General features: G+C 66.4%; 9 protein-coding genes, 1 tRNA gene and 1 pseudogene. 10 read left to right on the top strand and 1 reads right to left on the bottom strand.

From position 1 onward, the window contains the following. Positions 1-235: pseudogene (locus D7W82_RS23565) on the top strand (L-asparaginase 1); the annotation flags it as partial. Between the two features lie 71 nt (positions 236-306). Beyond that, complete coding sequence (locus tag D7W82_RS23560) at positions 307-1,218, top strand: GGDEF domain-containing protein (RefSeq protein WP_120529987.1); 912 nt, start codon at positions 307-309, stop codon at positions 1,216-1,218. 104 nt (positions 1,219-1,322) lie between these two features. Here D7W82_RS23560 and D7W82_RS23555 read toward each other — a convergent pair whose 3' ends face one another. Beyond that, complete coding sequence (locus tag D7W82_RS23555; RefSeq protein ID WP_199727815.1) at positions 1,323-2,915, bottom strand: HEAT repeat domain-containing protein; 1,593 nt, start codon at positions 2,913-2,915, stop codon at positions 1,323-1,325. A 135-nt stretch (positions 2,916-3,050) separates the two neighbouring features. Here D7W82_RS23555 and rpsU point away from each other — a divergent pair, with 135 nt between their 5' ends. The 8 genes from rpsU to D7W82_RS23515 all read left to right on the top strand — a co-directional run bounded on the left by rpsU (position 3,051) and on the right by D7W82_RS23515 (position 12,167). Continuing rightward, positions 3,051-3,245 carry a 30S ribosomal protein S21 gene (rpsU, locus tag D7W82_RS23550; RefSeq protein WP_014395136.1) on the top strand — a complete coding sequence of 65 codons (195 nt, stop codon included), beginning with the start codon at positions 3,051-3,053 and terminating at the stop codon, positions 3,243-3,245. Between the two features lie 107 nt (positions 3,246-3,352). Further along, positions 3,353-3,811, top strand: a complete 459-nt coding sequence (locus D7W82_RS23545; RefSeq protein WP_014395135.1) for a GatB/YqeY domain-containing protein — start codon at positions 3,353-3,355, stop codon at positions 3,809-3,811. A gap of 267 nt (positions 3,812-4,078) precedes the next feature. Then, a complete protein-coding gene (gene dnaG, locus D7W82_RS23540; protein ID WP_120620498.1) occupies positions 4,079-5,920 on the top strand; it encodes a DNA primase in 1,842 nt (613 codons plus the stop codon). 90 nt (positions 5,921-6,010) lie between these two features. Further along, positions 6,011-8,131, top strand: a complete 2,121-nt coding sequence (gene rpoD / locus D7W82_RS23535; RefSeq protein ID WP_120525789.1) for an RNA polymerase sigma factor RpoD — start codon at positions 6,011-6,013, stop codon at positions 8,129-8,131. Positions 8,132-8,225: 94 nt separating this feature from the next. After that, on the top strand, positions 8,226-8,546 hold the full coding sequence (locus D7W82_RS23530; RefSeq protein ID WP_120620497.1) for an MGMT family protein: 321 nt from the start codon (positions 8,226-8,228) through the stop codon (positions 8,544-8,546). 9 nt (positions 8,547-8,555) lie between these two features. Then, positions 8,556-8,628 (top strand) — tRNA-Ile (locus D7W82_RS23525). Between the two features lie 113 nt (positions 8,629-8,741). Next, entirely contained in the window at positions 8,742-11,663 is a 2,922-nt protein-coding gene (locus D7W82_RS23520) for an ATP-binding protein (protein ID WP_120620496.1), read from the top strand. Between the two features lie 66 nt (positions 11,664-11,729). Beyond that, the gene (locus D7W82_RS23515) at positions 11,730-12,167 is read left to right on the top strand and encodes a hypothetical protein (protein ID WP_120620495.1); all 438 of its coding nucleotides are present in this window, start codon (positions 11,730-11,732) and stop codon (positions 12,165-12,167) included. The last annotated feature ends 42 nt before the right edge of the window (positions 12,168-12,209 follow it).

Genomic DNA, 12,209 nt, shown 5'->3' with positions numbered 1-12,209 from the left:
CTATGAGTCCGGGGCCAAGGCACTGGCGGAAGGGGCGGTGGGGGGCGCGGACATGACCCCGTCCGCGGCGCTGGTGAAGCTGATGCAGGGGCTGGCGGAGCATCCCCGGGGGGGCGAGGCCCTCGCCCGCTTCCTCCGGACGCCCGTGGCCGGCGAGCTGTCCGTCGGGCGGCCGACAGTTCCGCCACCGGAGAAACCCAGGCGCCGGCCGGCGCGGGTGGGGCGGGTCGCCTGACACCGGGTGCGTGAAAGGAGCGTGGGTGTGCTTGCCGCCGTGAAAAGGCGGCCCGTAAGATGGGAGGCGCGATGTCCGAGGAGAAAACTTCCGTCCATTCGATTTCGGACCTGCTGGGCAGCGCCCAGCAGCAGAGCGCCTATCTGATCGTGATCAGCGCCAAGTCCGCCGCCGGCATCGGGCGGATGTTCAAGCTGGACCGTTCAGAGGTGGTGCTGGGCCGCAGCTCGGAGGCCCAGTTCCAGGTCGAGGACGACGGCATCTCGCGCAAGCACGCGAAGGTGGTCGCCATTGGCGACGGCCGCTTCCAGCTCGTGGACCTGGGCAGCACCAACGGCACGTACCTGAACGGCCTGAAGGTGAGCGCGGCGCCGCTGTATGACGGCGACAAGATTCAAATCGGCTCCAACACGGTGCTGAAGTTCAGCATCCAGGACGCGCTGGAGGAGCAGTACCAGCGCAGCATCTACGAGTCCGCCACGCGCGACGGCCTCACCCGCGTCTACAACAAGAAGTACTTCATGGAGACGGTGCGCAAGGAGTTCGCGTACTGCCTGCGCCACCGCGTGCCGCTGTCGCTGGTGCTCTTCGACGTGGACCACTTCAAGCGCATCAACGACGTGTACGGCCACCCGGCCGGAGACTTCGTGCTGACGCGCATCGCGCAGCGGGTGGCGGACACGGTGCGCACCGAGGACCTGCTCGCGCGCTACGGCGGCGAGGAGTTCGCGCTGATGCTGCGCGAGTCCGCGGAGGACGCGGCCCTGGCGTGCGCGGAGCGCTGCCGTGTGGCGGTGGACCGCGCGGACTTCATCTTCAGCGGCACGCCCATCAAGGTGACCATCAGCCTGGGCGTGGCGACGCTGCTGGACTCGGACTTCTCCCAGCCGGAGGACCTCATCTCCGCCGCGGACAAGTACCTCTACCGGGCCAAGCACGCGGGCCGCAACCGCGTGGACGCCAAGGCCGTCAGCGGCCCGTGAGCGTCAGGAGGAGGGCCCTGAGCCACGGGCCTTCCGCCTCCCGGATTCCCAAGCCGTCGGTGCGCGCAGCCTGAGCGGCCCCGGGCCACTCGCGACATCAGCGCTCAGCGTCCAAAGCCCAGCCGCCGCAGCCCTTCCGCCGACACGTGCCTCACGTGCGTGTCCGCGTCGTGCGCCGCCGCCTCGCTCAGCGCCGCCACCGCGTGCGGCCCGCCCAGCGCGCACAGCGTCCTCGCGGCCGCGATGCGCACGTCCGCCACCGGATCCCCGCGCAGGCGGTCCGCCAGGACGCGCACGTGCGCGGTGCGGCCCACGAACTCCAGCGCCCGCGCCGCCGCCGCGCGCACCACCGGGTGCTCGGACTCCAGCAGGCCCGCCGCCGCGTCCCCGCGAGACGGCTGCCGGTAGGCGGACAGCACGTCCAGCGCGGCCACCACCACCTCCGGCGCGCCGTCCTCCAGCGCCTTCGCCGCCAGCGCCATCGCGTCGCCATTCCGGGGCAGCGCCCCCAGCGCGCGCACCGCGCCCGCGCGCACCGGAGTCACGTTCGACGAGAGGAAGGGCGCCAGCCGCTTCGTGGGGGCCGGGCCCTCCGAGCAGTCCCCCATGAACGCCACCGCCTCCCCCTGCACCTCCGGAGTCCGGGCGTTGCGCCCCTCCGCCACGTCCCGCAGGAAGGCGAAGCACCCCTTCTCATGCGCCATCGCGCCCAGCCACGGCCGCGCGGCCTCCGCGGACTCCGCGTCCTTCACGCCCTGGAGCGCCACGTCCCGCAGGGGCTTTCCGGCGGACTCCGCCAGGCCCCGCGCCGCCAGCTCCCGGACCCGGCCGTCGTCGTCCCCCAGCGCCGCCTCCAGCTCCCGCTTCGCCAGCGGACCGTAGCGGCGAAGGGTGGCCGCCGCCGTGCGCCGGCGCTGCACCAGACCGGAGGTGAGCTCCGGCCGCAGCGCGTCCAGCTCGCGCGAGTACACGGCGAAGAGCCGGTTGATGACCGCCTCGTCCGGGGGCTTCGCCTCCGTGAGGAGCAGCCGGCCCACGGACGCCTGCTGCCGCTCGGCGACAGCGAAGAGCAGCTCCGCCATCACCGCGTCCCCGGCGACGGGCCGCGACGCCAGCGCATCCAGCACCACGCGCGTCGCGGACCGCCCCTGGAAGGTGGCCAGGTGCAGGAGCGCCGGCAGCCGCCCGGACGGCTCCTGCGAGAACATCTCCAGCGACAGCGCCTGCCGGACGGCGTCCCGCTTCGCCCAGACCCGGGCCGCGGCGGAAGGCCCCCGGGCGCCCGCCTCCCGCAGGAAGTCCGCCGTGGACCGGCCGGAATCGGCGGCGGCCCGGACGGCGGTGAGGCAGGCCCCCAGGTCCGCGTCCGGCGGGGTGTCCATGATCCAATCCGCCAGGGCCCGCCGCTCCGTCAGTCCCCGGCTCCGGGCCTCCGCCCGCACCGCGGCCCAGCGCACCCGCCAGCTGGAGTCCTTGAGCGCGGAGGCCAGCGCCTGCCGCGCCTCCACCCCACCCGTCCCCAGGGACGCCACCCAGCTGTCCACCCGCCCCCCGGTGACGCAGGCGCCACAGGTCCGCGCGCGCAGGGACGGATCCGCGACGTGGCGGCGGCAGGAGGCCCAGCACTCGGAAGCGACCGTGCCAGCCCGGGACGGGCTGGCCGCCAGCAGGAGGACCAGGAGGAGGAGGCGGGACACGCGCCGGACACTCTACCGCACCCGGCCCATCCTTTCCGTGCGGGTCTCCTTGCCTTTTCCGGCCCGCTGCGCCATACCCCCCGACCCTCTGAAGATTTCCAGATTGCATCCAGCTAGGCGGAAGGAGGTGACTGCATGCCCGGTATTCGAGTGAAGGAAGGTGAGTCCATCGAAAGCGCTCTCAAGCGCTTCAAGAAGGCCACCGAGAAGGCCGGAATCCTTTCCGAGATCCGCAAGCGCGAGCACTACGAGAAGCCTTCCGTGAAGCGGAAGAAGAAGGCCCTCGCCGCCAAGAAGCGCGCTGTGAAGAAGGCCCGCAAGTCGTACTAGGCAGGCCCGCAGTGAGGAGCCGGGGCTCCAGCAGTCAGGTGCCCTGGCTCCCGCCGTCCCATCCGCTGGCGCGGCGACCCTTTTCCCCGCCCGTGAGGAATCCCGACATGACCACCCTGAAAGAGCGCCTGACCGCGGACCTGAAGGACGCGATGAAGGCCAAGGACGAGCTGACCCTGAGCGTGGTGCGCATGCTCAAGAGCGCCGTGAAGTACAAGGAGGTCGAGCCGGGCGCCAGCGAGCTGGACGACGCGGGCATCCAGCAGGTCATCGCCACCCTCATCAAGCAGCGCCGCGACTCCGTCGAGCAGTTCAAGGCCGGAGGCCGCCCGGAGCTCGCGGAGAAGGAAGAGCAGGAGATCTCCGTCCTGCAGCGCTACCTGCCCCAGCAGCTCACCCCGGCAGAGCTCACCGCCGCCGTCCAGGCCGCCATCGCCGAGGTCGGCGCCAAGGGCCCCAAGGACATGGGCGCGGTCATGAAGAACGTGAACCCCAAGGTCCAGGGCAAGGCCGAGGGCAAGGCCATCTCCGAAGAAGTGAAGGCCCAGCTGGCCAAGCTGTCCTGAAGCACCTGTATTCCAGGGGAAGGGGCGCCGGGAACGTGTCCCAGGTGCCCTCCCCACCCCGGGCTCGAAGCGGATTTTTTGATCCCTCGCCCGCTGGCCATTAAGCGCTGATCCTCAAGGCCCTTCCGCCCGTCCCCCACCCCGGGAGGCGAGCGGGCAGCCATCAGGAGTGCGCGCCGTGTCCCAGCTTCCGTCCGTTTGCGTCAGAGGGAGCCGTCAGGATGGCGGGCGGAAGGCCGCGCTCATGCGGATGGATGGAGGGGCGTCGTGATTCCGGAGCACAAGATCCAGGAGGTCCTCGACCGCGTGGACATCGTGTCGCTGGTGTCCCGGCACGTGGAGCTCAAGAAGGCCGGCCGTGAGTTCAAGGGCCGCTGCCCCTTCCACCAGGAGAAGACGCCGTCCTTCTACGTGGTGCCAGAGAAGCGCTTCTATTTCTGCCACGGCTGCCGGGCGAGCGGCGACGCGGTGTCCTTCATCCAGCGCTACCTGGGCAAGACGTTCCAGGACGCCGTGCGAGACCTGGCCCAGGAGGTGGGCATCGACCTGGAGGCCGCGCAGGACCCCGGCCTCAAGGAGCGTCAGCAGGTCAAGGAGGCCACGGACTTCGCCGCGGAGCACTTCCGCGGCCTGCTCTGGCACGAGGACGAAGGCCGCGCCGCGCGCGCCTACCTGGCCAGCCGGGGCGTTTCGGAAGAGGTCGCCCAGGGCTTCGGCCTGGGGTGGGCGCCCGCGCAGTGGAGCCTCCTGGCGGACCGCTTCCAGAAGAACGGCATGCTGGAGTGGGGCCTGAAGGCGGGGCTGATCACGAAGCGCAACAGCGGGGAGGGCTGCATCGACTTCTTCCGCAGCCGCCTGATGGTGCCCATCCGCGCGCCGGAGGGGCGGCCCATCGCCTTCGGCGGCCGGCTGGTCGCGGCGGAGGACGGCCCCAAGTACCTCAACTCGCGCGAGTCCCGGCTCTATAACAAGAGCGAGACGCTCTTCGGCATGGACCAGGCGCGCGACGACATCCACAAGCGCAAGACGGCCGTGCTCGTGGAGGGGTACTTCGACTGCATCGGCCTGCACCAGGTGGGCGTGCGCAACGCGGTGGCCCTGTGCTCCACCAACCTCACCGCCGGCCACCTCCAGGTGCTCAAGCGCGCGGAGGCCCGCGACCTGGTGCTGCTCCTAGACGGAGACTCCGCAGGGCTCGCCGCCGTGGAGCGGCTGGCCGGTCCCCTGCTCGCCGCGGGCGCCCCCACCCGGGTGGCGCTCCTGCCGCAGGGGGATGACCCGGACGTCTTCGCCCGCCGCGAGGGCACCGACGGCGTGGAGCGCCTGCTGGAGGGCGCCCAGCCCCTCACCGCCTACCTCTTCGCCACCCTGCTCCCCCTGGGCAAGCAGGCGAGCTTCGAGGAGAAGATGTCCGCCCTGGAGCGGCTCAAGCCCGTCACCTCCCAGGTGCCTCCGGGCCTGACGCGCTCGGCGCTCATCAGCGCGCTGGCGGGCCACTTCGGCTGGATGCCGGCGCAGATTGAGTCGTCGCTCCAGTACAAGCCGCCCCCCACGCCCAAGCCCGCCGTCTCCTCGCCGTACCCCAACGCCGTCCCCGCCCAGGCCGTGCCGCGCCCGGTGCCCAAGCCCCAGGCGGAGCGCCCTCCGCCGGAGTCGGAGGCGCTCTATGTGGCCGCAATCCTTCGGGATTCCCGGCTGCTCGCCCGGGACACCTTCCGCGTGTGTGATGAGCTGTCCCACATGGGATTGCGGATGGTGCTGGCCCAGACGACGTCCGGACAGGGGCTGGAGGAGGCGCTCTTCGAGGCGTCCGAGGTCGTCAAGCGGACGCTCCTGGAGGCCGGCCGCCGGCTCTCCCCGGCGGGAATGGAGCTGGAAGCGGAGTTCATCCTCGCGTGCCGCGACATCATGAAGAAGCGCATTGACGAGCGGCTCGTTTATATAAAGCGAGCGACGGAACAGACGCAGGGGGCTTTTGATTTGACAGAGGAGACGCGGTTGCTCCTGTCAGAGCGCAAGGAGCTGCTGGCCCTCCGCAAGCGCGTCCTGGATGAGCTGACCCCTGCTTCCTCGGCAACGGGAACAAAGGGACCAATGCAACCGGTTTGAGTTCGCGTTTGTAAGAAAGCTCGACTTTGCGGTAGATCGGCCGGCTCGCCCAGGCCAAAGCACCTGATTTTCTTAAGGAGAAGTACCCGAATGCCGACGCAGAAGCCCCCCAAGGCATCCGTGAAGCCCACCAAGAAGAAGGTGGACCCGGTGATCCGCAAGAAGAAGGCCCCGGACAGCCCTGCGGCGAAGGTCACGAAGGCAGCGGAGCCTGAGGAGAAGGAGCTGCTGGCGAAGGACGCCCCCGCCGAGGCGCCCGAGAAGATCAAGAAGAAGAAGGGCGTCGCCGCCATGGCCGACGACGTGGACCCCGAGGAGGCCGCGGAGGAAGCCGCCGCCGCCGTCCAGGTGGACCCGGACGCCGTGGAAGACGACGTGGAGGAGGATCCCGTCGCCGAGCGCAAGGAGGTCAAGGACCTGCTGGCCGCGGGCCGCGAGAAGGGCTTCCTCACCTATGACGAGGTGAACGACGCCCTCCCCGCCGACATCGTGTCGTCCGATCAGATCGACGACGTGATGAGCATGTTCGGCGACAACGACATCGAGATCGTGGACGCGCAGAAGGCCGCGCAGTCCAACGAGATCAAGCCCACCGTCGCCGTCGAGGAAGAGAAGGAAGACCAGGACGAGGACGAGAAGGACGAGGACGACGAGCCGGGCGGCAAGTCCAACGATCCCGTCCGCCTCTACCTGCGCAAGATGGGCAGCGTCAGCCTCCTCACCCGCGAGGGCGAGGTGGAGATCGCCAAGCGCATCGAAGAGGGTGAGAAGGAAGTCCTGCGCGCGCTGCTCGCCTGCCGCGTCGCCGTGGCGGACATCCTGGACATCAGCAACCGCCTGAAGACGGGCAAGCTGCGCGTGCGCGACGTCATCAAGGACGCGCCCGAAGAGGCCCAGTCTGAGAACGCGGAGGAGCCCGCCGAGGAGGCAGCCGAGGGCGAGGCCCCCGCGCAGCTGGCGCAGAGCGAGCTCAACAAGATCGAGCAGATCTCCAAGCAGATCGAGCGCTTCCGCAAGTTCGCCAAGGACTGCGAGGTCCTGGAGGAGGAGCTCTCCGGGAAGAAGAAGCTCACGGAAGTCCGCAAGAAGGAGCTGAAGCAGGAGGTGAAGGACCTTCGGACCAAGATGATGGAGGTCCTGGAGGAGATGCGGCTGAACAAGAAGCAGGTGGACCGCATCGTCGTGAACCTCAAGGGCCTCATCGAGCGCGTGGAGAAGGCGGAGGAGGAGCTCGGGGACCTGGAGCGCCGCTACCAGGTCAACATGAAGGACCTGCGCCCGCAGCTGAAGGAGTCGCGCGAGAACCCGAACATCGCCAAGAAGCTCCAGAAGCAGCTCAACTTCACGCCTGAGCAGCTGGAGGTCCTGGACCGCGACGTGCGCACGGCGGTGCGGAAGATCAAGCGCGTGGAGGAGGAAGCCAACCTCCCGGTGGACGCGCTCCGCCGCAACTACGACGCCATCCGCCTGGGTGAGAAGCGCGCCGAGCGCGCCAAGAGCGAGCTGGTGGAGGCGAACCTGCGCCTCGTGGTCTCCATCGCGAAGAAGTACACGAACCGCGGCCTGCAGTTCCTGGACCTCATCCAGGAGGGCAACATCGGCCTGATGAAGGCGGTGGACAAGTTCGAGTACAAGCGCGGCTACAAGTTCTCGACCTACGCCACCTGGTGGATCCGTCAGGCCATCACCCGCGCCATCGCGGACCAGGCCCGCACCATCCGCATCCCGGTGCACATGATCGAGACCATCAACAAGCTCATCCGCACGAGCCGCTACCTCGTGCAGGAGATTGGCCGCGAGCCGACGCCGGAGGAAATCGCGGAGAAGATGGAGCTGCCGCTCGACAAGGTGCGCAAGGTCCTGAAGATCGCCAAGGAGCCCATCTCCCTGGAGACGCCCATTGGCGAGGAAGAGGACAGCCACCTGGGCGACTTCATCGAGGACAAGAGCCTGGTGTCGCCCGCGGACGCGGTCATCAACATGAACCTGGCCGAGCAGACGCGGAAGGTGCTGGCCACGCTCACGCCGCGCGAGGAGAAGGTCCTGCGCATGCGCTTCGGCATTGGCGAGAAGAGCGACCACACGCTGGAAGAGGTGGGCCAGGACTTCGAGGTGACGCGCGAGCGCATCCGCCAGATTGAAGCCAAGGCGCTGCGCAAGCTGCGCCACCCCAGCCGCTCCAAGCGCCTGCGCTCCTTCGTGGAGAGCTAAAGCCGCCGGAGTAGACTGACCGCTGAACTTGAAGGCCTCCGTTCCCTGAGTGGACGGGGGCCTTCGTCGTTTTCGTCCCAGTGTGAGGTGCGCCATGGCCGCGAAGAAGCCCCTGCCCTTCTCCGACAGCGTGATGAAGCAGGTCCGCTCCATTCCCCGGGGCGAGGTGCGCTCCTACGCGCAGGTGGCCATCTACGCGGGCAGGCCGGGCGCGGCGCGGGGCGTGGGGCGGGAGTTGAAGCACCTGCCGGGGCAGGCCACGCAGGTGCCCTGGTGGCGGGTCATCCGCTCGGACGGGACGCTGGCGCCCCCGGTGGCGCACGAGCAGGCGAAGCGGCTGCGCGCGGAGGGCGTCACCGTGGACGAACGCGGTGAGGTGTTCCGCGTGGTGAAGAAGGACGGCAAGGGCTTATAGTCAGCGCGAGGGCCCTTAGCTCAGCGGTTAGAGCTGTCGGCTCATAACCGATTGGTCCCTGGTTCGAATCCAGGAGGGCCCACTCCCCTCAATGCCTTGCCATGCCTCCGGAGCCTCTCCGGAGGCATCCATGCGTGTTCGCATGTTATCCCTGGGGTGCAGCGCTCTTTCGCAGCTTCAGCGAGGCTCCACTCCATGTGGTTCACGTTCGAGCAGGCACTCCGAAGAAAGTGCGAGCAGAACCCCGACCTGTCTCTCCTCCTGAGCCAATGGGAGTACGACCGGCGGCTCGTCTCCGACGCGCTGCAGACGGTCCTGCGCTACTTCCCGCACTACAGCCGTCACGACGCCTCCCACTCCAACACGATTCTCGTACAAGTGGCGCGCATGCTGGGACCGGCGCGAATCGACGCCCTGTCCGCGACAGACCTCTGGTTATTGCTTGAGGCGGCCTACCAGCACGACATCGGCATGGTGGTGACCGATGAGAAGGTGCGCAGCTGGTGGAGCACTCCGGGCTTCAAGGACTTCCTGTCGCAGCTGAGCGACAATCCGGACCCGGAGTTGCGCCAGGCATCAACGCTGTTCGACGGGCGTTCTCCACCGGAAGGGCTTGCCAGAGACTGGCCCATTGAGGTCAGTCGAATCCTGACCCTCACCATCGCTGAATACGCAAGGCGGCAGCACGCATCGAACGCGGCACAGATCATCATGGACCCGGTGCGGACCATCGGGCTGCACAGCCCCCGGACCCACCTGATTCCCATGCGGCTGTTCCGGCTCCTGGGCAAAATCTGCGCGCATCATGGGCGTTCCTTTGAGGACACGATGCTGCTTCCCTCCGAGGAAGCCGGCCTCGGAACGGATGATGCCCACCCACGCTTCGTGGCCTGCATGCTCAGGCTAGGCGACCTGCTGGACCTGGACAACGGCCGCTTCTGCCCTGTGATGAGTCGAAGCTTCGGAACGCTCCCAGCGTCGTCCTTGGCACATTACGAGAAGCACGCTTCCATCAACCACTTCCAGGTTTCAACCACGCGGATCGAGGTCGAAGCTGAGTGTGGGTCCTATGAATCCTATGAGGTCACGGACCAGTGGCTGGAATGGCTTCGCGCCGAGCTGAAGAACCAGATGGCGCAGTGGTCGGAAGTCGCGCCCTCCCGAGACTTCGGGGCCTTACCCAGCCTCGGCAAGGTCCAGGCCCATATCAAAGGCTATCTCACGCTTGAGCCAGGCCGCAGGCCCCGCTTCGAGGTGGACCGAGAACAGATCCTGACGTTGGTCCGAGGGGCCAACATCTATGCGAACCATTTCAGCTGCATCCGGGAACTTCTGCAGAATGCAGTCGATGCCACGATCCTTCGCGTCTGGGCGGACCGATGGTCCTCGAAGTCGAGCGAGGAACTGTCGAAACTGACGCCCGCGAGTCTCCGCGAGGTCCTGAAGGAGTTTCCCATCCGCGTCGGGTTCGAGCGCGTCCCGTCCGACGAAGCGTCACAAACGGGCCGATGGCGGGTCTTCATCGAAGACAAGGGCACGGGGATCTCGCTGAACGACGTCAGGTACATCCAACGAATCGGCGCCTCCTCGAAGAATCCCGACCGGCAGAGGATGGTCCGGGAGATGCCGGAATGGATGCGGCCCTCCGGAATCTTCGGCATCGGGCTGCAGAGCGCCTTCCTCTTCACGGACAAGGTGATGCTCAGGTCACGTCACCATGCAACGCAAGAGGCCATCGAGGTGACCCTCCAGAACGGCCAAGGCAATAGCATGGATGGGCTTTCGATCAGACGGCTCGAAGGGGCAGAGGCCAGGATTCCGGTCGGAACCAGGGTGGAGTTCCATCTTGAGCTAGCTCGTATCCCCAGCCAGCTTGGCTTCAACGAGTTGATACAGTTCTCGGAAGCGCGTGAGGCCTTTGACCCGGTGACAGGTCTCGACTTCCCTCACGAGATTGAGTTCACCAAGGAAATCGTTCGCAAGTTCTCGGAAGCATGCGCCTGTCCGATCACGATAGCAGGCGCCCCCAACCAGACGCTCGTCACTGGAAATCTATTTGACAAGGCGGCTTTCGATCCCGAAACAAATCTGGAAATCACTCTAGAGGTCAGCCCTCACGACGATACGCAGATTCGGTTTTATTACAGAGGGGCGCCACTCAGCACCCTAACCCATCGAAGCAACTATCGATTCCTCAATATACGCTGCAATATTCATGACGGCCGAGCCAGTGATTTCCTATTGATCAATCGAGAGCAGCTCACAGAAGAGGGGGCGCAAGTAATCCACAGGAAGCTGCAGAGGACTGTCAAAAAGTTCCTTCCCAGCCATGTCGGCGAACTGCGCAGCAAGAGTCCGGAGTCTTCTGAGCTTGAGGCTGCGTCATTGTCTTCCAAATTGTTGGCGCTGGGCCCTGAAGTCACCAAAGAGGAGTGGCGCCGTTTCCGGCTCAGAGTGCGCGATGGGAAGCAGATGCCTCTCGATGAACTCTTATCAAAAGAGCGAGTCGACTTGATTCACCCCATCGGGTACTCAAGCAGCGGACCTACGCTCATCTTCAGAAGGGGAGAGTCCCAAGCTGAGATCCAGATGGGAAACGACTACTGGTGGCTCAATTACATGCTGCCCGATTTTTTCGACCACCACGGCTATCATGGGCAAAGAGCTACTGGTAGGTATGTCTTCTCGCGTCGACGTGAGGACGCGGGCGTTTCGAAGGAGGGGTTACATTCGATCCTTCTTGAACTAGACACGAGCAATCCCTTTTTGCTCGCCAGTCATCGCCCTTCGATGCCCTGTCCCGAAGAATACCAAGCCCTTCAATATATCTCAGGAGAGCTAGACGAACTCTTTGGTCGACTGGCTCCCTGGTACCGGCCTCGAATGGTCTGCCCCTTTGTCTCGCGTGACAGGCAGATAACGCTCCCCAACATCGACAAGCTAGTCCAGTGGACAGCTCAGAATGCGGCAGGAGAGCGCAAGTCTGAAATAGAGATAGCCCGGGCCCTCTGGGACTTCATTCGTGAAACCGATGAGTTGATGGCGGAGGAGTGGAAGGAGCGCAAGGCGTACGACCTGCAACGAGTCAAATACGAGCTCTCGCGCTGGCTGGATTGATGGGCGTGCGGAGAGAAGAAGGAGCAGGGTTATCCTGTGGCCCTTCCACCAGGAGACTTCTCCACCATGGCCCCACGTATCGCCGCCCTTCTCACCTTCCTCTCCCTCTCCGCTTGTGGCTCCGCGAGCGGTAACTTCGTGGGCGAGTACGACAGCGTGACGACGCCGATCCTCACCTCCAACGGCGAAACCACCCAGGGCAAGCCCACCAATGGGACGTTGACCATCGTGGAGGGCAAGGGCGCGGACACGGTGATCATCAAGGACCCTGACTGCGACATCGGGGCCGCCGTGACGAGCGATACGACGTTCCAGGTGGTCTCCAAGTATTGCCCTCCCAAGGAGGTCAGGGACTGTGAGGTCACGCAGAACGTCGCCGAAGGGACCGGCACCCTGAGCGGCAATACGCTGGTCATCGAGCTCTCTGGGACGAACACTGCCGTGTGCCCGGATGGGTCCACGACCAGCTCCTTCGCCCTGAGAATCGACGCGACGAAGAAGTAGAACGCGGCGGCTCAACGTCCAGCCGGGTAATGCCAGACCTCA

The sequence above is a fragment of the Corallococcus sp. CA049B genome, assembly GCF_003611685.1.
GTDB lineage: Bacteria > Myxococcota > Myxococcia > Myxococcales > Myxococcaceae > Corallococcus > Corallococcus coralloides.
The sequence above is the reverse complement of the archived record's forward strand: the minus strand, read 5'-3'. Positions and strand labels throughout refer to the sequence as shown.